General features: G+C 59.1%; 23 protein-coding genes. 12 read left to right on the top strand and 11 right to left on the bottom strand.

Annotated elements, in window-relative coordinates; translation table 11 throughout:
* The first annotated feature begins 764 nt into the window (after positions 1–764).
* The 10 genes from ACPFMA_RS17900 to ACPFMA_RS17855 all read left to right on the top strand — a co-directional run bounded on the left by ACPFMA_RS17900 (position 765) and on the right by ACPFMA_RS17855 (position 8,718).
* A complete protein-coding gene (locus ACPFMA_RS17900) occupies positions 765–956 on the top strand; it encodes a NucA/NucB deoxyribonuclease domain-containing protein (protein WP_425928376.1) in 192 nt (63 codons plus the stop codon).
* A gap of 3 nt (positions 957–959) precedes the next feature.
* Positions 960–1,595, top strand: coding sequence for an SMI1/KNR4 family protein (locus ACPFMA_RS17895; protein ID WP_425928375.1), 636 nt, complete (start codon positions 960–962; stop codon positions 1,593–1,595).
* A gap of 208 nt (positions 1,596–1,803) precedes the next feature.
* The gene (locus ACPFMA_RS17890; RefSeq protein WP_425928373.1) at positions 1,804–2,178 is read left to right on the top strand and encodes a hypothetical protein; all 375 of its coding nucleotides are present in this window, start codon (positions 1,804–1,806) and stop codon (positions 2,176–2,178) included.
* 69 nt (positions 2,179–2,247) lie between these two features.
* The gene (locus ACPFMA_RS17885; protein WP_425928372.1) at positions 2,248–2,568 is read left to right on the top strand and encodes a YrhB domain-containing protein; all 321 of its coding nucleotides are present in this window, start codon (positions 2,248–2,250) and stop codon (positions 2,566–2,568) included.
* 78 nt (positions 2,569–2,646) lie between these two features.
* Positions 2,647–2,994: a hypothetical protein gene (locus ACPFMA_RS17880; protein WP_425928370.1), complete on the top strand. Its 348-nt coding sequence runs from the start codon at positions 2,647–2,649 to the stop codon at positions 2,992–2,994.
* 256 nt (positions 2,995–3,250) lie between these two features.
* Complete coding sequence (locus ACPFMA_RS17875; RefSeq protein ID WP_425928369.1) at positions 3,251–3,784, top strand: SMI1/KNR4 family protein; 534 nt, start codon at positions 3,251–3,253, stop codon at positions 3,782–3,784.
* Between the two features lie 163 nt (positions 3,785–3,947).
* Positions 3,948–4,544 carry an imm11 family protein gene (locus ACPFMA_RS17870; RefSeq protein ID WP_425928368.1) on the top strand — a complete coding sequence of 199 codons (597 nt, stop codon included), beginning with the start codon at positions 3,948–3,950 and terminating at the stop codon, positions 4,542–4,544.
* 991 nt (positions 4,545–5,535) lie between these two features.
* Entirely contained in the window at positions 5,536–5,778 is a 243-nt protein-coding gene (locus ACPFMA_RS17865; protein WP_425928367.1) for a hypothetical protein, read from the top strand.
* Between the two features lie 568 nt (positions 5,779–6,346).
* On the top strand, positions 6,347–7,693 hold the full coding sequence (locus ACPFMA_RS17860) for an SLC13 family permease (protein ID WP_009398922.1): 1,347 nt from the start codon (positions 6,347–6,349) through the stop codon (positions 7,691–7,693).
* 104 nt (positions 7,694–7,797) lie between these two features.
* Positions 7,798–8,718, top strand: coding sequence for a LysR family transcriptional regulator (locus ACPFMA_RS17855; RefSeq protein WP_425928366.1), 921 nt, complete (start codon positions 7,798–7,800; stop codon positions 8,716–8,718).
* A 322-nt stretch (positions 8,719–9,040) separates the two neighbouring features.
* Here the strand turns inward: ACPFMA_RS17855 and mdcH are convergent, their stop codons facing one another.
* The 7 genes from mdcH to mdcA are packed head-to-tail and all read right to left on the bottom strand — an operon-like array spanning position 9,041 to position 15,034.
* A complete protein-coding gene (mdcH, locus tag ACPFMA_RS17850) occupies positions 9,041–9,970 on the bottom strand; it encodes a malonate decarboxylase subunit epsilon (protein ID WP_425928365.1) in 930 nt (309 codons plus the stop codon).
* Positions 9,967–10,584: a malonate decarboxylase holo-ACP synthase gene (locus ACPFMA_RS17845; protein ID WP_425928364.1), complete on the bottom strand. Its 618-nt coding sequence runs from the start codon at positions 10,582–10,584 to the stop codon at positions 9,967–9,969. The genes mdcH and ACPFMA_RS17845 overlap by 4 nt, the downstream gene beginning before the upstream one ends.
* A gap of 5 nt (positions 10,585–10,589) precedes the next feature.
* A complete protein-coding gene (gene mdcE / locus ACPFMA_RS17840) occupies positions 10,590–11,372 on the bottom strand; it encodes a biotin-independent malonate decarboxylase subunit gamma (protein WP_009401963.1) in 783 nt (260 codons plus the stop codon).
* Positions 11,369–12,223 carry a biotin-independent malonate decarboxylase subunit beta gene (locus tag ACPFMA_RS17835; protein WP_420058437.1) on the bottom strand — a complete coding sequence of 285 codons (855 nt, stop codon included), beginning with the start codon at positions 12,221–12,223 and terminating at the stop codon, positions 11,369–11,371. Before ACPFMA_RS17835 ends, mdcE begins: the two co-directional genes overlap by 4 nt.
* Positions 12,216–12,515 (bottom strand): malonate decarboxylase subunit delta, encoded by a 300-nt coding sequence (locus tag ACPFMA_RS17830; RefSeq protein WP_009401959.1) that lies wholly within the window; start codon positions 12,513–12,515, stop codon positions 12,216–12,218. Before ACPFMA_RS17830 ends, ACPFMA_RS17835 begins: the two co-directional genes overlap by 8 nt.
* A 2-nt stretch (positions 12,516–12,517) precedes the next feature.
* Positions 12,518–13,372, bottom strand: coding sequence for a triphosphoribosyl-dephospho-CoA synthase (locus ACPFMA_RS17825; RefSeq protein ID WP_425928363.1), 855 nt, complete (start codon positions 13,370–13,372; stop codon positions 12,518–12,520).
* The gene (mdcA, locus tag ACPFMA_RS17820; RefSeq protein WP_425928361.1) at positions 13,373–15,034 is read right to left on the bottom strand and encodes a malonate decarboxylase subunit alpha; all 1,662 of its coding nucleotides are present in this window, start codon (positions 15,032–15,034) and stop codon (positions 13,373–13,375) included.
* A gap of 118 nt (positions 15,035–15,152) precedes the next feature.
* Here mdcA and ACPFMA_RS17815 point away from each other — a divergent pair, with 118 nt between their 5' ends.
* Positions 15,153–15,335, top strand: coding sequence for a DUF1289 domain-containing protein (locus ACPFMA_RS17815; protein ID WP_420058434.1), 183 nt, complete (start codon positions 15,153–15,155; stop codon positions 15,333–15,335).
* Here the strand turns inward: ACPFMA_RS17815 and ACPFMA_RS17810 are convergent.
* Both ACPFMA_RS17810 and ACPFMA_RS17805 read right to left on the bottom strand, forming a co-directional pair.
* On the bottom strand, positions 15,300–16,460 hold the full coding sequence (locus tag ACPFMA_RS17810) for a hypothetical protein (RefSeq protein ID WP_425928360.1): 1,161 nt from the start codon (positions 16,458–16,460) through the stop codon (positions 15,300–15,302). The genes ACPFMA_RS17815 and ACPFMA_RS17810 overlap by 36 nt on opposite strands.
* A 190-nt stretch (positions 16,461–16,650) precedes the next feature.
* Positions 16,651–16,947 (bottom strand): DUF3077 domain-containing protein, encoded by a 297-nt coding sequence (locus ACPFMA_RS17805; protein ID WP_064302931.1) that lies wholly within the window; start codon positions 16,945–16,947, stop codon positions 16,651–16,653.
* 457 nt (positions 16,948–17,404) lie between these two features.
* On the opposite strand from ACPFMA_RS17805, the gene ACPFMA_RS17800 reads away from it, so the two are divergent.
* Positions 17,405–17,563 carry a hypothetical protein gene (locus tag ACPFMA_RS17800; protein ID WP_167654036.1) on the top strand — a complete coding sequence of 53 codons (159 nt, stop codon included), beginning with the start codon at positions 17,405–17,407 and terminating at the stop codon, positions 17,561–17,563.
* 120 nt (positions 17,564–17,683) lie between these two features.
* Here ACPFMA_RS17800 and ACPFMA_RS17795 read toward each other — a convergent pair whose 3' ends face one another.
* Both ACPFMA_RS17795 and ACPFMA_RS17790 read right to left on the bottom strand, forming a co-directional pair.
* Positions 17,684–18,325: a 3-oxoacid CoA-transferase subunit B gene (locus ACPFMA_RS17795; RefSeq protein ID WP_279898994.1), complete on the bottom strand. Its 642-nt coding sequence runs from the start codon at positions 18,323–18,325 to the stop codon at positions 17,684–17,686.
* A gap of 8 nt (positions 18,326–18,333) precedes the next feature.
* A complete protein-coding gene (locus ACPFMA_RS17790) occupies positions 18,334–19,029 on the bottom strand; it encodes a 3-oxoacid CoA-transferase subunit A (protein WP_009404708.1) in 696 nt (231 codons plus the stop codon).
* Positions 19,030–19,213 lie beyond the last annotated feature (184 nt).

Genomic DNA, 19,213 nt, shown 5'->3' with positions numbered 1-19,213 from the left:
AGTCGTGGTTCAATAGTTCAGTGGACTAACAACTCTGGTCACTATAGGCCGCCTAGTAGTATGAGTGAGAATGCGGGGCTGCCAAGAAATCTTTTTAACTCGCTTTGAGGTCAGTAATGAATGAGAAGCAGAGGGTAGAGTGTTTGATGATTTCTGGAATGACTTCCGAGCAAGCGGCGGAATGGCTGATAAATAGGTATCCCATAAGCTCAGAGGAATACAGCGAAGCATTCGTGCTTATTCCTCATCGTTCTTGGGGGCGCAGCGAGCAGCGGAGGTTGGCTAACTACTACCTTGGGAAGGTTCCATTTGCTGCAGGGCGCGCGTACGAGGCTCTGGCATCCATCATGCCTGCCAGAGTCTTGTTAAAAGAGCTTGTCTATTATATTCCAGAGTAAAACGCAGATGTGGAGTTGATGGTCTACTATCTGATGCCTGCTCTTTCTAAGTGTACGAGAAATAATCTGGATGTTAGGGCTGTGGAGGAATTTAAAGATGAAGTTGTAAAGCGTTTGGGCTTTCAGAAAGACGAAGAGGGCGCCCATTAGTCAATCTAAAATCAAGGCCAACGGAAAAGGGGACCGCGAAAAGGGGACAGATTTATTTTTCTGCTAGACAAATGACATCGGGTAGAAAATAAATCTGTCCCCCTTTTTTGTCCCTTTTTTGAGTCAGCACGGCACATCGAGGATGCTATTGACGCTGGGAAGCCCGATATTCTCACCATTGATCGTGCGAATGCAGCGTCACGTAGACGAGATTCTTTGCGAGGTGTTGAAATCAAACCAGGCCTGGATCGCGACGAGTACCCACCGGCTATGTTCCAGGAAGGTGGCAAGGGTGCTTCTGTAAGGCATATTGACCCTGGCGACAACCGTTGTGCAGGTGCCTGTATTGGTGCTCAATGTCGAGGGTTGCCGAATGGTACGAAGGTTCGTATAGATGTGGTGGATTAGAATATGAGCAGCTTGGAAAAATTGTTACTGAACGCCAGTTCATCGTTGGGCGAGGGTGAGCCGGAGATTCAAGGGCGACTGCTTGAATGTGCAGGAGCGTTGGCTGACCAAATTTTGGGGATGCTGCGTCAGCGCAATGGCTTTTACGCTCTGGAAAGCGCATTGCATGTATTTCCAGCACGCTCCAGCCAGCACGAGCTCGGTATCTCTGATTGGAATGAGAATGCCCTGTGGCGCAGTCGGTACAACGGCCTTGCAGACGGATGCCTATTTTTTGCCGAGGATGTATTCGGCGGGCAGTTCTGTATTAAGGGCAATAGGATTTACACGTTTGATCCGGAACTCGGCTCCTTGGAATATCTGGCTGACACCATTGAGCAATGGGCGCAAACACTCCTTCGTGATTATGAATTTCTCACAGGTTACCCATTAGCACATCAGTGGCAAAAACAGAATGGCCAACTCCCTGTTGGAAAGCGTCTTGTGCCTAAGACGCCGTTTGTACTGGGGGGGGAGTTTACGCTCGATAACTTGCATCTGATTGATGCGGTTGAAGGTATGAGGCTCAGGGCCGATTTAGCTGTTCAGATTAAAGACTTGCCTGATGGCGCTCAAATTAGATTTAGTGTTGGTGATTGAAGAATCGACACCGGGCTTCGCTCCGATGTTGTGATGACGGAAAAGCGGAAAAGGGGACCGGAAAAGGGGACAGATTTATTTTTCCTGCTAGAAAAAGGGGACAGATTTATTTTTCGGCTAGACGAGCGGCATCAGGTAGGAAATAAATCTATCCCCTTTTTTGTTATTTGTTGAAGGGCAGGGAATTTAAGGTTATTGAGGTGGTGAAATGACAGTGTCTATGAGTCTTGAGGTGGAGGTGGGTGTCTCAATCAGGGATATTTGTTCTGTTTTTTTGGACTTTGGCGCTGAAGTTTGTAGTGATGATGAAGTGCTAACGGGATGTTTAGGCTTATTTAATACCTATTTTGTTTTTCGTGGGAGCGGTGAGGTGGATGAGGTTGTCGCCGAAGGCGCTAATGTATTCTGGTTAGTAGGGATTAGAGGTGTTTTTCATTGTCCTATAGGAACGCTTGGGGATAGTTATGATGAAATAAGGGTTTTTTTGAGGTTTTTGTCTGGAAGGATAAGTTCTAATTTTTTGCTTTCTTTTCAGTATGAAGATATTTATGTTGTGCGAGATGAGGGGGCATTAAATTTTTAAAGGAGGTAATTGTCTGAGGTGTGAGTAGTACAGGAAAAGCTGTCCCCTTTTTTGTCCGAGGACAAATTGATGGTCACTTATGCGTATGCCTTGGAGCTGGCGAAGGAATATCTAAAGGGCTCCGAAGTTCCTTTGCAAATTACATGTGAGGGAGAATTTTCCGAGGGGTGGTATTTCTGCTACCAATCAAAGGAGTTTTTGGAAACAGGTGAGCTGTCAACTCAGCTCGCAGGGAATGCCCCGTTTTTAATTGATAGGCAGTCTGGTGAACTTCATGTTCTTGGAACAGCAAAGCCCATAGATAGCTATTTGAACGACTATATAAAAGGACGGAAAACGGGACAGATTTATTTTTCTCCGCTAAGCGGGCTGCATCGACGTATAAAATAAATCTGTCCCCTTTTCTGTCTTCCTAGGATGGAGTTCGTAAACTGAGCGCGGTCATACCGACGCGTTGAGGGAGTTGCAATGAAATCTCCCGATGAAAATGATTTTTTAGAGGCGTTTGGAATTGAGCCCGTTGAAGTGGATTCGAGCTTGGCTCTCTGTCGCTATATAAAAAAATCAGAAAATAGTGAATTGGAAGTTGATGTATCGTTTAGTGGTGTTATGGGGTCGTTTCAGGTTGCTTTAAAGGTGGCTACGCATGAGTTTGCAGTTGTTTCATCGGAAAGTGTAAGGTCTATTGAGATTTTTCGAGAGGCATCGGAGGCAGGGCTTCGTGTTGTATTTGATATTCGTGGTTCTATTTCAGAGGCTAAAGTAATATTTGAGCCTGATGTCTTTTGCCGATGGTGGACATTGTCTAATGAATAACTAGGTAAGGAAAGGGTGCGACGGAAAAGAGAGGAAAGGGGACAGATTTATTTTTTCCGGCGGAAAAGGGGACGGATTTATTTTTTCGGCTAGACGAGTGGCATCAGGTAGAAAATAAATCTGTCCCCTTTTCCTTCAGGGCAATTCCCATATACACCGGTACCAATCCTATTCCCACAGGTGTAACGTTATCTGCTCGTGGATCGTCTGGATTAACCCTTGATGTGTCAATCCCCAATATAAATGGAGCAAGATAATGATTGTCAAACAGTTGACTGATATTCTTCCCCCTCCTGCGCAGCGGATTTTTGATCATTCTGCTTGGGCGCTTTTCGAAGCGGACTGGAAGATCCATTTGCCTAGTGATTTTAAGGAGCTCATTTCTTTGTATGGAAGTGGATCAATTGATGGCTTTTTATGGCTGCTGGATCCGTTGTCAAAAAACTCAAATTTGAATTTTGAGAAAAGCAAATATTTCATAGAGGCATATGCTCTTCTGCAGAAAGATTTTTTATCTGACTATCCAAGGCCCGAATACCCAGCTCAAGGCTCTTTCCTTCCTTGGGGTGTGACTGACAATGGCGAAACTTTTGTGTGGCTGGTTGATGGAAAGCCTGAGTCTTGGAAGATTGCTATACATAGTTCAGATCAAGGGGAGGAAGAGGTTTATGATTTTGGGTGTGCTGAGTTTCTATTGAAGATGCTTAAGGGGGGACTTTCTTCAAGAATTCTACCTGCCCAGTTCCCTGATTTGAATTTAGGTGTACATGTTTTTACACCTGTGGAGTAAATTTTCTAACGAAAGAAGGGGCGTGGGAGGGGCGGATTTATTTTTCAGGAAAAATTTGAAAAGGGGGCGCTTTCTCGGCTAGGTGAGCTGCGTTGATAAAAATAAACTGTGCTTCTTTTATAATTCGGAGCCAAGTTAATAAATGGCTAGCAAAGAGTTGAAGATGGATTACTACTTGCTCAGGCAGGATTTGGCTGTATTGGATAAATGGATTCTTGGTGATATACGTCATGTTGATAATTGGAAGTTTAGTGATCCTCTAGACAGCTTCATGGAGCCAGCTGCGTATGTCCTTGATGTGCGATTTGATGGCGTGGAATTAGATTATACCCTTGCAGGGTACGCGAGCGCTCCGGTGTTGAGCAGGAAGGCCAAGGACTCGTTGGTAGGTTTGCCTGAGGTTGATGAACCATATAAGAATGTGGTGTTTGAGTCTGTTGTTATTGAAGGAAAGAAAACTTCTGGCAGCTACTATATAATGATAGTGGAAAGTCAGGCTGACTGCGTTGATGAGACTAAGTCGAAATTTGAGGTTTATACAGCTGAGGATCCTGTTAGGCCTGATTTGGCTGGTTGCTATCGTGCTTTCTACAATCTTGTTATCGATGGCTCAAGAGTTGGAGGTAAGCATATTTTCAGACTGAAGAATTATTTGGGAGCGCTAGTTGTTAGCGGTGAGGTGAAAAGGCGATTCGAGCAGGCCGGTGTAGTAGGTGCGATCTTTGAATCGGTGAATGGAGATAGAGTGACGGTCGCGTGAGGTCCAGCGTGGGGGAAGGAGGCCGGGTAACGGGGACTTGGAAAAGGGACGGAAAAGGGGACGGATTTATTTTTTTCGGCTAGACGAGTGGCGTCAGGTAGAAAATAAATCTGTCCCCTTTTCGCTTTTCGGTCCCCTTTTCGTGGTCCCCTTTTCGTCTCCTTTTCCGTCCCCAGGTGGGTAAGGATATTATGCAAAATGGGGAAAAGTTCAGTATCTATATAAAGGTGAACCGCGAATCGGCTACGTTCAGTTTGGGTAATTCGTCCCGTGGTGATGCGAAATATGGATTCGTAGGGACTAATTCTGATGGTGCTATTACTGCAATTCATGTTGAAAGTGGTAAGAATTTTTGGAAGGTGTTGAGTGGTGATCCCAAAGATAAAACTATAAGGCCTGTTCCATGATTTATTCAGTGATTGTTGATGTCATCTCTCCTGAGATTGGAAAAGGGGACAGATTTATTTTTCTCGGTTAGGCGAGCGGCGTCGATGTAGAAAATAAATCTGTCCCTTTTTACTAGTCCCTTTTTTACTATTTTTACTTTTTTTATTGGTCCTTGAAGTGATCATGCCCGTGCCGCTGGAAAAGGTCAGATCTATTTTTCTCGGTTAAGTGAACTGCATCACGTCTCGCAACCCATAGCCCTTTGTCCCAAAGCTGTCGCATTTAGCGTCAAAACTTCCACTGCTTCCGACTTTCTTGTAGGCAATTTCCCAAGCATACTCCCGACCCCCGCCTGTTGGTTGCGTCCTGCGGAAACCCTGCCTAGTCTTCGCCGGTCGTCGCACATCGACGATACGGATTAGCAGTCCGTCGAAATGATGAAACCACCAGCAACCTGTTTATGGCGGCTGTGCGTGTGGGCACCTTCGGGTGCGCCGGGTTTTCTCATTTCACCGGTCTGCTAACCCACGCACAGTCGCCACCATACATTCGTTTAGCAGCGAGTCCAGTGGCGAATTCATTCGATGAAATGAGGAAACACACCATGAAGAAACTTGTTCCCGACCCACCGCCGGCTCTCTGTGTCGGTCCCGGCCTTTCCCATGAGGAAGCCATCAAGCGCGCGGCCGACCATCTCAACAGGGCCATTCTCCAGACCGCCTACCTTCCCGATCCTCCTGATGCCCGGCATAGGGAAATGCTCAGCAACGCGGTGTTGAACATGAGGATCTCAAAGGCATTGCTGTCCCTGGCCGTAGCGGAGTCGCCGGTGACCATACCGGTGTGAACAGCCCTCGTGACTGGGAACAGCGCATAATTTCTTGATTCAGACATAACCGGCAGAGGCGGTTCACCTTCGATAACGTCAGTGAGTTCACTGCCGTCGTCACAGGGGAACCGTCCTCTCTCACTGGTTCGATCGATGCTCTTCCTGGTCACAAGGCACGGCACAAAAGCCAATCATTACCCTAACCGTAACAAAGCACCTCTTCCCTTGATTGATGCCCTGCGGCCTGCACTTCTAATGTGCCTTCACGAAAGCGGATTTCGTGGAGTTTCCAATGCCAACAACACGCTCCCCTCCGCCGCGGTGGTGCCGCCGCCGCGCTGGGACGATCCGGCGTGTCCTCGCGCCTGGATCCCCTGTATTTTCTGCTGCGCCAGGAGGTGAACCGCAGCCGATAGCACTACCGATTACCGAAGCACAAGAACAATAACTTCGACGAATCAACGAGGGTAAAAACAATGATCATCTACGGTGTAGCCCTAACTGCCTTTTGTTCCCGGGCCGGTTTCATCAGGCTGGACGGCGGATTGCTGTCCGATGAAACGAACCTGCTGCCTCGGGAGGCCGTATGAGCCCTGAAATTGCAACGATCATCGGTCTGGTGGTGATGTTCATCGTGGCCACGGCGCTGCCGATCAATATGGGCGCAGTCGGCTTTACCCTGGCGTTCATCGTTGGCGGCGTGTGGGTCGGCATGGGGGGCAAGGAGGTTCTGGCCGGGTTCCCCGCCGATCTGTTCCTGACCCTGGTCGGGATTACCTATCTGTTCGCCATCGCCCAGAAGAACGGCACCATCGACCTGTTGGTGCATTGGGCGGTGAAGGCGGTACGAGGCCATATCGTGGCCATTCCCTGGGTGATGTTCATCGTGACGGCCGTGCTCACGGCTTTCGGGGCGCTGGGGCCGGCTGCGGTTGCGATCATCGGCCCGGTTGCGCTGCGTTTTGCCAAGCAGTACGAGATCAATCCGTTGATGATGGGCCTGCTGGTGATCCACGGTGCGCAGGCGGGCGGGTTCTCGCCGATCAGCGTGTATGGCGGCATCACCAACCAGGTGGTGCAGAAGGCCGGGCTGGACGTTACGGAGATGGCCGTGTTCCTTACCAGTCTCGGCTTCAACGTGCTGATGGCGTTCATCTGCTTCTTCGCCTTTGGCGGCATCGCCTTGCTGCGCCGTGGGCGTGCCGTGGTCGAGGAGCCGTTGCTCGCCGGTGTGCAGGCGTCGTCGCGGGAGTTCGCCATCGAGGGCCACGGTGCGTTGGTCAGTGCCGGTGGCGGCACCCTGTCCAATGATCCGCAGGCGCTGAGTGAGCTGCAGATCAATCGCGATCACCTGATCACACTGGTCGGCCTTCTGGGGCTGGGCATCGCCGCGCTGGCGTACGACCTGAACGTCGGCCTGGTGGCGATCACCGTTGCCGTCGCTATCGCGATCGTTTCGCCGTCGGCGCAGAAGGGCGCGGTGGACGGCATCAGTTGGTCCACGGTGCTGCTGATCAGCGGCGTGGTGACCTATGTCGCCGTGCTGCAGAAGGCGGGTGCGGTCGATTTCGTCGGCCACGGCGTCAGTGCCATCGGCATTCCGCTGCTGGGTGCGCTGCTGGTCTGCTATGTCGGGGGCATCGTCTCTGCGTTCGCGTCGTCGGCGGCGGTACTGGGGGCAACCATCCCGCTGGCGGTTCCCTTCCTGATGCAGGGCCATCTCGGCGCGGCCGGTGTCATCTGTGCGCTGGCGGTGTCTTCCACGGTGGTGGATGTCAGCCCGTTCTCCACCAATGGCGCGCTGGTGGTGGCTTCGGCGGCGAAGGAAGAGCGCGAAGCCTTGTTCCGTCGCTTCCTTGTCTACAGCGGGTTGGTGGTGGCCTTCGGGCCGTTGCTGGCCTGGCTGCTGTTCGTGATGCCGGGCTGGATGTAGGCCCTGCGCAGGTGGCGGCCACGGGTCGCCACCTCACCTCTGCCGGCATGCGCTGCGGCGTTCCTATATGCTCACGGGCAGCCCCTTCCTGCCTGGACCCGAGTATGCAAATCGACGAAGAGCTGACCCTCAAAAAGCTGGAAATCTTTCTCTCGTTCATGCACAACGGCAACCTTGCCCGCGCCGCCAGCGAGCTGGAGACCAGCAGTGTCAGCGTGCACAGGGCCATCCATTCGCTGGAGAACGCTTTGCGCTGCCCGCTGTTCAAGCATGAAGGGCGCAAGCTTACGCCGCTGGAAAGCGCCTATGTGCTGGAGGAAAAGGCCCGCAAGCTGATCCAGGACGCCGGTGAAATGGTGCGTCTGACGCGTGAGGCCGCCGGCTTCTCGTCCGAGCGTTTCAAGCTCGGCGCCTTGTATTCGCTGACGGTGAAGACCGTGCCGCAACTGGTCATGGGCCTGAAGCTGCGGCGCAGCGAGCTGAATATCGACCTGATCCTGGGCTCCAACGTCGACCTGATGTATCGCCTGAAAAACTTCGAACTGGACGCCATCCTGGTTTCCCTGGACGAAAGCACCAGCGACCCGGCCTGCGAACAGCTGCCGTTGTTCTCCGACGATATCTTCCTGGCCGTGCCCACCGACTCGCCCTTTGCCCAGGAAGCCGAGGTGGACCTGGCCGATCTCGCTGCCTCGACCTTCATTACCCTGGCCCAGGGCTTCGCGACCTACCGCGATGGGGTGCGGGTGTTCGAGCAGGCCGGGTTCGAGCCCAACGTGGCCATGCAGGTGAACGACATCTTCACCTTGCTCAGCATGGTCAGTTCCGGGGTGGGCTATGCCTTGCTGCCGGGGCGGATCTCGGCGGTCTATGAAAACCGCGTCAAGCTGATCCCGCTGCAGCCGCGCTATCGCCTGCAGCAACATATAGGCGTGGTGTTCCTGAAGAGTCGTGAACGGGACCCGAACCTGCTGGCGCTGGTTGCCGAGTGCCGTATGTATAGCCGGAGGCGAGAAGAAGGGTGAGAAGGTTCGTCAGGAGATTGCGTCAGGGCTGACAGGTGCTTGGCATGGCTTTTCTGGCGCCCTTGAGATCGAGCGCCGCCCGCGCGGCGCATCGCCGGCAACGCCGGCTCCCACAGGTTGCAACGCGCCATGGCCTGTGAGATCACTGTTGGGTACGACGCGGTATCGCGTCGTAATAACGGGGCGATCACTACGGCCTTACAGACATAGGTACGTTGCAACAAATGTGGGAGCCGGCGTTGCCGGCGATGTGCCGCGCGGGCGGCGCTCGATCTGAAGAGCACTGCAGATCTAATGGCTAGCACAAAACCCGCACCTGCGATCATGACAAGGAGGTATCTGCCTCCCTGCGCAGCAGCGCATCCAGGGTATCCGCTCGGGCGTCCTGGCAGGCGATCACGGTTCCGGGGTTGAACACAGGCCGGGCCAGGCCGCTGAGCACGGCGCCGGGTGGCATCTCCACCAGCAGGCGCACGCCCCGTTCCCAGGCGGTGCGGACGGTCGCCGCCCAGTCGACGCGGCGGCACATGTTGAAGGCCAGGTCGTCGCGCAGGGCCTCGGCGGTGAGTACCGGCCTGGCGCTGTTGCTGCTCAGGAACCTGATGCCGGGGCGGCGCAGGGGGACCGCGGCGAAGGCCTGTGCCAGTTCCCTGGCCGGCGATTCCAGCAACGGGCAATGGGACGGCACGCTCATGGCCAGGCGCCTGGCCGCGCGAGCGCCCATGGCCAGCGCTCGTTGGGCGAGCCGTTGCATGGCCTGGTCATTGCCGGCGATCACGAACTGTTGCTCGGCATTGATGTTGGCCAGGAACAGCGGCTCGCGCTCGGTCTCGATCAGTCGTTCGACGCTGCCCTGGTCCAGGCCGATCAAGGCCGTCATGCCGTAGCCAGCGGGGTAGGCGCGTTGCATCAACTCGCCGCGCAGGGCCACCAGGCGCACCGCGTCGGCGTAGTCCAGGGCGCCGGCGATCACCGCTGCCGGGTAGGCACCGATGGACAGCCCGGCAACGTAGTCCGGTGGCGGGTTGCGTTGCAGCAGCCCGCGCGCGGCTGCAACGCCGGCCACCAGCAGGCACAGTTGCACGGCGCGAGTGGAGGCCAGTGCCTCGCGGCTGTCGAGGCCCAGCAGGGATTCGCCGAGCACATCGCCGGCTTCTTCCAGGCAAGCCCGGCCCGAGGCGTCCTGCACCAGGCCTTGGAGCATTCCGGCGCGTTGCGCGCCCTGGCCGGGAAAGGCGAACAGGCTGCTCATGCCGGCTGCTCCGCCAGGTGCCAGGGATCGCTGACCAGGCGGGCGCCGTCGCGGTGCTTGAGCAGCACCCTCGTGCTGTCCGTGGCCCACTCGGTCAGGGCCACGGCGCCGTTGGGCGTTTCCAGTTGCAGGTCGATGCGGCAGGCCATGGCCTTCAAGGCCTGGCCCAGGCTTCGGGCTTCGCCACGGCTGATGGGCGTCGGTGTACGCAGCAGCAGGTCGAGATCACTGTCGGCGTGCAACACCGTCAGCCCGGTCGCCAACTGGTAGGCGACGCCACCGGTAGGGCCCCAGTCGAGGCCGGTGCTGTCCAGGATCGGTGTTACCTGGTGCAGGGCAACCAGCGCTGGCAGGTCCGCCGGGCCGTTCAGGCGCAGGTCCTCGGGGCGGCGCCGGCAGCGCACCGCCGCCGTCGCCATCCAGGCCGCCAGGCGCCGCGCGCGCTGGTCGCCGCGCACGCCGACCGGCACCGAACCCGCCTCGCCGCTGGCCCGGCGCACCACCACCGGCAGGCCAGCGCCCAGCACCTGGCGCGCCCAGTCCGGGGCATCTTCGGGCAGTTGCGCGGGAGGCATGCCCCACAGCAGATCGTGTGCGCGAAACGTGCTGTTCATCCGAGTTACCACTGGGCCCGCAAGCGCTCGCGCACCCGCGACGACATCGCCCGGTTCGGCGCGCCGAGGCGGCCGCGCAGGTCGGTGCTCGTGCCGATGTCCAGCACCGCGCGGGCCAGCACCTCGTTGACCCTGGCTGTATCCGCCGCGCCGGGCTGCTCGATGCGCTCGACCTTGACCCGCTCCCACAACAGCCCCAGCGAGGCATAGCTGGCGATGTCGTAGGCCATGGGTGGGACGCTGGCGGCCAGGGCTTCGAGTTCCTCGACGCTGCGCAAGGTGATGCGCGCGGCGGCGGCCTTGCCCATGGCATGCACCATCACGCCGTCGTCGTCCAGGGCGATCAGGCGCTGGGCCTGGTAACCGTGGGCCAGGAAGGCCCCCGACATCGCCTTGCCGACCAGCAGGGCAATCACCGGGTGACCGGCGAGCCGGGCGCGGGCATAGGCATCCACCGCGCCGGCCAGCGCCTGGTGGATACCCAGCGCCTCTTCGCGCCGGCCATAGGCCTGGCTCGGTACATCGACCACCGCCACCAGCACCCGCGGGGTAGCGCCAAGGTCGGCCTCGATGGCTTCGTCTATGGCCTTGGCCAGGCCCCAGCCTTCGAGCAGGCCGACCTCGCCCTGGCGGGCACGGGGGAACGGATTGCGTGCGTCCGGTACCACCGCCAGGTAGCGCGCGGGGCGGTTCGCCAGTTCGCCATCGATGACTTTCACCGAGGCGGGAAAGCCCGGCAGTTCCTGCCCGGCGGCCAATGCGCGCAGCCACTGGTATCCTCGGCTCATTGCAGTTCTCCCTGGTAGATGGCGCGCACGCGGCGCGCGTCCAGTTGTTCGCAGTCCGCCCCGAGCTTGTTCAGCAGGGCAAGGAAATCGGCATGGCGCCGGCTACGGGGCAGGGCGGGTTCGCCGGCGGCGAGGGCCCTTGCCAGCGCCGTACGCAACTGTTCGACATCGTCCGCGATGTAGCTGTCTGCCAGTGCGCAGGCATGCCGTTGTTCGCCGCCGGTGAGGCTCCAGATGAAGGGCCGGTCGCGGGAGTCGTATTCGTCGATGCCCGCTTCCTGTTCGATCACCTGCGGGCCATTGAGGCCGAGGCGCGCTTCGCGGGTAACGATCAGGTGACTGCACAGCCCGGCGGCAATGGACATGCCGCCAAAGCAACCGACGGCACCGGCGACCAGGCCGATAACCGGCTGGAACTGACGCAGCTCGACGATCGCCGCCTGGATCTCGGCGATGGCCGCCAGGCCCAGGTTGGCTTCCTGCAGGCGTACGCCACCGGTTTCCAGCAGCAGTACCGCGGCGGTGGGGATGCCCTTGCGGTTGTCCTCGACCGCCAGTTCAAGGGCGCCGGCGATCTTGGCACCGCCGACCTCGCCCATGCTGCCGCCCTGGAAGGCGCCTTCGATGGCGGCCACCAGCAGCGGCCGGCCGTCCAGGGTGCCCTTGGCGATGACCACGCCATCGTCGGCCTGGGGCACGATGCCCTGGCCGGGCAGCCAGGGCGACATCAGGCGATCGAACGGCCCGAGCAGTTCGCGCATGCTGTCGGCATCGAGCAGCGCCCGGGCACGCTCGCGGGCGCCGAGTTCGACGAAGCTGCGGCTGTTGAGCAAGCGGGCGACGTCAGTCATGGGCAATCTCCTCGAAGCCTTGTTCCAGGCGCAGGCGCACCACACCCGGGGTAGCGCCGAAATCGTGGATGTCGATGTTCATGGCCGGCGGTAACTGCTCGGTGAACAGGCGCTGGAACAGCTGCTCCCAGCGTGGCGCACTGCCGTTGACCGAGGTGACCACGGTGATCGCCAGCACACCGTGGGCGCCGGGTTCGAGCAGCACTTCCAGATCGCCGGAACCGACGCAGCCCACCAGGGCACGGCCTGCGCCAGGCTCGCCGGCGGGAAAGGTGAAAGACAGGGTTTCCATGGTCAGAGGCTCCCGGCGTTATCGAGGAACAGGCAGGCCGCCAGCAAGTCTGCGGCGCCGCCTGGCGAGGCGTTGAGGGCCAGCAGGCTGGTGTCCAGTTCGCGCAGGCGGCGGCGCCCGGCAAGGCTGGCGCTGCCGCCGGCATCGAGGATGGCCCGGGCGCCTTGCTGCATGGCGTGCAAGCCCTGCGGGCCGGCGCGCCAGAGCACGCAGGTGTCGTCGAGGGTGGCCATGATCGCCAGCAGAGCGTCGAGGCGCGCATTCTGCTCGCCCGCGCCGCGGCTGCGGCTGGCCCGCAGCTGTGGCAAGCCATGGCCGAGTACCGCCGGGAAGCCCGATTGCGCTTGTTCCCGGGCGCCGCGTGCACCGTAGCGACGTTGCACCTGAAGGCCGTGGCTGTCCGGCTGCCTTGGCGCGAAGCGGTCGTCGATCAGGGCGATGCGTCCGGCGCGCGCGGCGACTGCACTGGCGTCTTCGCCTGGCTCGCCGAGCGCACGGGCGGCGACCAGCAGGCCCAGGGCCCAGATCGCGCCGCGGTGAGTGTTGACGCCGCCGGTGGTCGCCAACATCGCGCGTTCACCTTCACGGCCAATGCGCCCGAGCGCTTCGCGCAGCGGCAGGCCGACTTCGCCCAGGGCCAGTGCAGCCTCCGCCATTTCCTTGAAGCATGGCCAGAGCGCCAGGGCCGAGGCGTGCATCAGGCCAAGGTGCAGATCGTGATGGGCACCCGTGCCGCGGCGGTCCACCAGTGCCGGTTTGGGCGACAGGTCGGCCTCGTCGATCAGGGCGTCCACGGCGGCATCGGCCAGCCAGTGGGCGAGCGGAAGCGGGGCGTGAATCAGTGTCGATACGCTCATTTACCAGCTCCTGAAACGTGCGGGCGGGTTGTACAGTCCGCCGGACCACTCCACCAGTTCGGCGATGCTCTTGGCCGCGAGCAAGGTGCGACTGGCCTGGGTGCGCTGGATGCCGAGGTCCTCGGGCAGTGCGATCAGGCCTTCGCGGCGCATGCGCTGGGTGTTTTTCGGATCGTGGCGCAGGCCGATGGCCGTGACCCCGGCGACCGCGGCGATCATCGCCTGGCGTTCTTCGAGGCTGCGTGCCTTGTACAGATAGGCGATGCCTTCCTCGGTGAGCAGGTGGGTCACGTCGTTGCCGTAGATCATCACCGGCGCCAGGGGCATGCCGGCTTTCCTGGCCACGTCCACGGCATCCAGGGTCTCGACGAAGGTGGGCTTGCCGCCTTCCTGGAAAGTCTCGACCATCTGCACCACCAGCTTGCGGCCCCGTTCCAGCAGGGTCACTGGCTCGGTCATGTCCAGCCAGGCCGGGGTCGCGTGGCGCCGGCCGCGTGGGTCGTGGCCCATGTTCGGCGCGCCGCCGAAGCCGGCCAGGCGGCCGCGGGTAACGGTCGAGGAGTGCCCGTCGCCATCTACCTGCAGGGTGGCGCCGATGAACAGGTCGACGGCATACTGGCCGGCCAGTTGGCACATCATGCGGTTGGAGCGCATCGAGCCATCGCGCCCGGTGAAGAACACGTCCGGGCGCTGCGCGATGTAGTCTTCCATGCCCAGCTCGGTGCCGAAGCAATGCACGCTCTCGACCCAGCCGGACTCGATCGCCGGGATCAGCGTCGGGTGCGGGTTGAGCGTCCAGTTGCGGCAGATCCTGCCCTTGAGGCCGAGGGACTCGCCATAGGTCGGCAGGATCAGCTCGATCGCGGCGGTGTTGAAACCGATGCCATGGTTGAGCGACTGCACGTTGTGCTTCTCGTAGATCCCGCGGATCGCCATCATCGCCATCAGCACATGGACCGGCTTGATATGGCGCGGGTCGCGGGTGAACAGCGGCTCGATGTAGAACGGCCTGTCGGCGACCACTACGAAATCGACCCAGGACGCCGGGATATCGACCCGGGGCAGGTCGCGGACATCGTCGACCAACTGGTTGACCTGGACGATCACGATGCCGTCGCTGAAGGCGGTCGGTTCGACCAGCGCCGGGGTATCCTCGGTGCTCGGGCCGGTATAGATGTTGCCCTCGCGGTCGGCCATGAAGCCGGCCACCAGGGCCACGTTGGGGATCAGGTCCACCAGCAGGCGCGAGTACAGTTCGATGTAGGTATGGATGGCGCCGACCTCCAGGCGGCCGTCTTCGAGCAACTGGCCGATGCGCAGGCTTTGCGGGCCGGCGAAGGAGAAATCGAGCTTGCGGGCGATGCCCTGTTCGAACAGGTCCAGATGCTCGGCGCGGCTGACGCTGGGCATGATCATGTGCAGGTCGTGCAGCTTGCCGGGGTCGGCCTTGGCCAGCGAGCGAGAGAGGAAATCGGCCTGTTTCTGGTTGTTGCCTTCGAGCACCACCCGATCACCGGGGGCGATCAACAGTTCCAGGGCTTCGACGATTCGTTCACCGGGTATCACCGCGCCATCTGCGAGGTGGCGTAGCTGATCGAGCCGCCGCTGCTTCTCGGTGCGCCGGCGCGACCACTGCGGTGGGGGGGAGGGTCTTGTTGTCATTGGGTGACTCCACGGGTCCGCTTTCGTGGAGGTCAACATACGAGGGGAGGAGGAAAGGCATCAATCAAGATGGTTCGCGGATCATTACGCTTAAATTAACGATCGCTCAGGCTGGAACATGGCAAAAGATGTTGAAAACCCTTGTGTATCGCTCTGTCAGCTGAACAGCGAGATGTGCGTCAGTTGCGGGCGGACCAGGGAAGAAATCCGCAAATGGCGCGGGATGAAAAGGCCGGAGAAGATGGCCGCGGTGCAAAAGGCGGCGCTACGGATGAAGGGCCTCGCGAAGAAGAAAAAGTAGAGCCCGGGATATATGCGCCGCAACCCGGGCCAGCAGCGACAGCAGCTTGCCGCCGACGATCTGGCTGCAGTGCGGAAACTGTGGGAGTCCGCCCAGCCTTTCAGGCTGCGCTGTCGCGCAGAGAACAGTTTCCAAAGCACGACGCGTACCTTGTGGGAGCGGGTTCACCCGCGATTGCGGTAGTGAGTTCACCATAGCAATCGCGGGTAAACCCGCTCCCACAAAGTCCCTGGAAAGAGTTATGTTTTGTTCTATGACAGCTGGCTTGCCAGCGATAGCGGCGGTGAAGTCACTACCGCAATCGCGCGCAAGCTCGCTTATGCAGTAGGCCCACATTGACCTGTCGGGTTGTTGGTTACACCTCGAACGTATCGTGTGAGGCCCTGCAACAACTGAGCGAAACGGTGGGCCATCACTCCACCTTCGGAAAGGGCGCAGCAGGGTGCTGCTGATTTCCAACTGCAGGGTCGGGACCTGCTTGCTCGAGGCAAAGCGGGTAATTGTCTGGTTCTTTTCTGCAGCGAAGTAATTATTCGAGAGGTTGGTCATTCCCTCCTGGCGCAGATGTTCAACAAGATCAACCAGAAGGGCCTGATTGCCCAATAACGATTTGCCATTCATGGTGCCGATATCGACATCGTAGGGCCTGAAATCACTGCTTCCGTGGATATCCAATACGAGTGCTGGACGATGGCTGCCGATCAGTTCTGCCAGTTGGTCTTTAAACTCGTTGTCATCGTAATAGTTGGGATCGGATGGCGTGCGGTACTGCGTATAGATGACCGTCGCGCAGGTAGTTCGATTCAGCATTTGCGCCAATGCTGCAGTGCCGGCGCCATCGGAGAACCGATACTTGCCCTCTCGGAAAGGTTCCGTGGCGTGGGGAGCGGTGATGATGACCTTGCTGCTGCCCTTGAGAACGACCACTGGCGACTCGCCGCTGGGCGCGGCGGTATCAGCCTGTGCGGAGATTCGGTTCTCCAGCTCGATGGCCTGCTGCACCATCGCGGGCTCGATAATGGCCCGTTGTAACGATGTTTCACGCGGTACTTCGTTGGAGTCAAATGCGAAAGCTGCCGGGCTCAGTGACAAGATGACGAAGGCGGTCATATATGCCTGCTTCATGGTGTCTCCTGCGGTGATATCCATTTCGTTGACGGCCATTTCGAATTATAGGTGTCGACGGCAGGAAGAAACTGATCGTTTTGCCAGGGCGGGGTAAAAGTGGAAAGGGGGACAAGGAAAAAGGGAGGACCGATATATTTTGTCTTCGATCCTGTTTGAAGGGCCGCATACGCGGCCCTCGCATCGGCTGTCAGCCACTTGCTCTCTGCTGTGCCAACCCACTCAGTAATGACTCCACCAACGCCTGTGAAATCTCCAATGAGTGATAGGTTGCCCAGGCCAGCCCGCCCAGCGACCGTTCGGTCTGTTCGCAAACCTGGGTGTTGGTTTCGGCTGCCGATTTCAGGGTCATCGACAGATGCACCAGCGCATCCTCGATATCGACGCCATCACAGACCGCGAACAGCGGTTTGTGGCTGTTGTTGCAGGCGCTGAACTGGGTATGGACGGTAGTGAGGCGAGGGGGATCGGGTACGAGTTTTTTCATGGTGCATCTCCTTCTGCGGCCAAACTGCCAGCCCTCGCCGCGAAACGAAGGGTGGCAGCTGTACGCGGGTTCGCGGACCGAGGCAAAAGGAACCCGGCAGACCCGAGGGTCTCCCACGCACAGCCGCCATTGGACAAACGGCAGGCGCAAAAAAAGCGCCTGCTATCTGGATGGCGCTATCGAAGCACCTTTCGCCAACAGACCGCGAAGTCTGTGTCGCTGGATCGCAGCGACCGGCGAAGCGTAGGCAGCAAATGCCCAGGAGCGCAACGACTGAGAAGGCGGAAAAGTATGCTTGGGAAATTGCCTACATGAAAGTCGGAAACGGTCCGAGGCCTGTAGGGTTTTTCGGCCATCGGTGAACGATCAAGTCCCTTGCAACGCCTGCATCGCCCACGAATTTTTGAACGACACCTCCCGGCCCCGCCTCCAACGCCCATCACCCGGAGGATTTCCCATGCAGCCCAAGACCGAAGGACTGGAAGAGCACGGCCCAAGCGGCGTGCCCTTCATCAACGACCCCGAGAAGCCGTCTTCGCCACCCTTGAACGATGCCGACGCGACCGACGCCGCAGAGGCGGAGGAAGATATCGAGGACGACGGCCAGGCGCTTTGATCGACAGCGCCTGGTGGCATGCCGGTGGCTTTGCCGCAGTGTCCCCCTAAGGTTTCCCAATAAAAAATCCGATGCCTGTTACCGGGCACCGGATTTTTCGTGGCCTGCACGTTCAGCGAATCACTTGATCAGCGGTACACCGCTGAGCTTCTGCAGCTCGTCGAAGTCGATATCGGCGCAGATCTCGATGACTTTCAGGCCCTCGGCCGTGACTTCCAGCACCGCCAGGTCGGTATAGATGCGGCTGACGCAGGCGATACCGGTCAGCGGGTAGGTGCATTCGGGGACGATCTTGCTTTCGCCGGTCTTGGTCAGGTGGTCCATCATCACGAACACCTGGCGCGCGCCGGTGGCCAGGTCCATCGCGCCGCCTACGGCGGGAATCGAGCCTTCGGCGCCGGTGTGCCAGTTGGCCAGGTCGCCCTTGACCGATACCTGGAAGGCACCCAGCACAGCGATGTCCAGGTGGCCGCCGCGCATCATCGAGAACGAGTCGGCGTGGTGGAAGAAGGCGCCCCCCGTGAGCAGGGTCACGTGCTGCTTGCCAGCGTTGATCAGGTCGTCGTCCTCCTCGCCCGGGGCCGGGCTCGGGCCCATGCCCAGCAGGCCGTTTTCGCTGTGCAGGAACACTTCCTTGTCGCCCAGGTAGTTGGCCACCAGGGTCGGTGCGCCGATACCGAGGTTGACGTACGCGCCTTCCTGGATGTCGGCGGCCACGCGCTGGGCCATCTCGGTGCGGGAGAGTTTTTTGGTGATGGTCATGGCAGGCCTCAGACAGCTTTGGCGATCGAAGAAGCGGCAGCGCCGGAAACGGCGACCACGCGCTGGACGAAGATACCGGGAGTGATGATGTGCTCCGGGTCCAGTTCGCCGAGCTCGACGATCTGGTCGACCTGGGCGATGGCGGTCTTGGCGGCCATCGCCATGATCGGGCCGAAATTGCGCGCGGCCTTGCGGTAGGTCAGGTTGCCCCAGCGGTCGCCCTTGTGCGCCTTGATCAGCGCGAAGTCGGCGTGCAGCGGCATTTCCAGCACGTACTGGCGCCCGTCGATCTCGCGGGTTTCCTTGCCTTCGGCCAGCAGGGTGCCGTAGCCGGTCGGCGAGAAGAACGCCCCGATGCCCGAACCGGCAGCGCGGATGCGCTCGGCCAGGTTGCCCTGCGGGACCACTTCCAGTTCGATCTTGCCGGCGCGGTACAGTTCGTCGAACACGTAGGAGTCGGACTGGCGCGGGAACGAGCAGATCACCTTGCGCACGCTGCCAGCCATGAGCAGCGCGGCCAGGCCGATCTCGCCGTTGCCGGCGTTGTTGCTGATGATGGTCAGGTCGCGGGCGCCAGTGGCGATCAGCCCGTCGATAAGCTCGGACGGCATGCCGGCAGTACCAAAACCACCGACCATGATGGTCGAACCGTCGGTGATCCCTTCCACCGCACTGGCGATGGACTCATACGTTTTATTGATCAAAGCGGGCTCCTGGTCATTCCTGGAGTATTGATTGCCGGACTGGCCGACGCGCCACAAGGCCTGGGCCAGTCAGCGCCTGGAGTCGTTGGCTGACTTGTCCATAGCGTGCCGCAGAGAGGGCGACAAGTAGAGGGGGTTTGGCGGAATTGGTGCGATTATCGAACTGTTGTGCGATCTGCGAGCG

This window comes from Pseudomonas sp. NyZ201 (genome assembly GCF_049860765.1).
Taxonomy (GTDB): domain Bacteria; phylum Pseudomonadota; class Gammaproteobacteria; order Pseudomonadales; family Pseudomonadaceae; genus Aquipseudomonas; species Aquipseudomonas bharatica.
Note: the sequence above shows the minus strand (reverse complement) of the source record. Positions and strands in the feature narration are given on the sequence as shown.

Coding starts and splice junctions, on each gene's coding strand:
- ACPFMA_RS17810 (WP_425928360.1), bottom strand. CDS start 16,460: ATGAAGCAGGCATATATGACCGCCTTCGTCATCTTGTCACTGAGCCCG.
- mdcE (WP_009401963.1), bottom strand. CDS start 11,372: ATGAGCCGAGGATACCAGTGGCTGCGCGCATTGGCCGCCGGGCAGGAA.
- ACPFMA_RS17855 (WP_425928366.1), top strand. CDS start 7,798: ATGCAAATCGACGAAGAGCTGACCCTCAAAAAGCTGGAAATCTTTCTC.
- ACPFMA_RS17895 (WP_425928375.1), top strand. CDS start 960: ATGAGCAGCTTGGAAAAATTGTTACTGAACGCCAGTTCATCGTTGGGC.
- ACPFMA_RS17845 (WP_425928364.1), bottom strand. CDS start 10,584: ATGAACAGCACGTTTCGCGCACACGATCTGCTGTGGGGCATGCCTCCC.
- ACPFMA_RS17865 (WP_425928367.1), top strand. CDS start 5,536: ATGAAGAAACTTGTTCCCGACCCACCGCCGGCTCTCTGTGTCGGTCCC.
- ACPFMA_RS17830 (WP_009401959.1), bottom strand. CDS start 12,515: ATGGAAACCCTGTCTTTCACCTTTCCCGCCGGCGAGCCTGGCGCAGGC.
- ACPFMA_RS17815 (WP_420058434.1), top strand. CDS start 15,153: ATGGCAAAAGATGTTGAAAACCCTTGTGTATCGCTCTGTCAGCTGAAC.
- ACPFMA_RS17795 (WP_279898994.1), bottom strand. CDS start 18,325: ATGACCATCACCAAAAAACTCTCCCGCACCGAGATGGCCCAGCGCGTG.
- ACPFMA_RS17890 (WP_425928373.1), top strand. CDS start 1,804: ATGACAGTGTCTATGAGTCTTGAGGTGGAGGTGGGTGTCTCAATCAGG.
- ACPFMA_RS17835 (WP_420058437.1), bottom strand. CDS start 12,223: ATGACTGACGTCGCCCGCTTGCTCAACAGCCGCAGCTTCGTCGAACTC.
- mdcA (WP_425928361.1), bottom strand. CDS start 15,034: ATGACAACAAGACCCTCCCCCCCACCGCAGTGGTCGCGCCGGCGCACC.
- ACPFMA_RS17805 (WP_064302931.1), bottom strand. CDS start 16,947: ATGAAAAAACTCGTACCCGATCCCCCTCGCCTCACTACCGTCCATACC.
- ACPFMA_RS17880 (WP_425928370.1), top strand. CDS start 2,647: ATGAAATCTCCCGATGAAAATGATTTTTTAGAGGCGTTTGGAATTGAG.
- ACPFMA_RS17875 (WP_425928369.1), top strand. CDS start 3,251: ATGATTGTCAAACAGTTGACTGATATTCTTCCCCCTCCTGCGCAGCGG.
- mdcH (WP_425928365.1), bottom strand. CDS start 9,970: ATGAGCAGCCTGTTCGCCTTTCCCGGCCAGGGCGCGCAACGCGCCGGA.
- ACPFMA_RS17825 (WP_425928363.1), bottom strand. CDS start 13,372: ATGAGCGTATCGACACTGATTCACGCCCCGCTTCCGCTCGCCCACTGG.
- ACPFMA_RS17860 (WP_009398922.1), top strand. CDS start 6,347: ATGAGCCCTGAAATTGCAACGATCATCGGTCTGGTGGTGATGTTCATC.
- ACPFMA_RS17800 (WP_167654036.1), top strand. CDS start 17,405: ATGCAGCCCAAGACCGAAGGACTGGAAGAGCACGGCCCAAGCGGCGTG.
- ACPFMA_RS17885 (WP_425928372.1), top strand. CDS start 2,248: ATGGTCACTTATGCGTATGCCTTGGAGCTGGCGAAGGAATATCTAAAG.
- ACPFMA_RS17870 (WP_425928368.1), top strand. CDS start 3,948: ATGGATTACTACTTGCTCAGGCAGGATTTGGCTGTATTGGATAAATGG.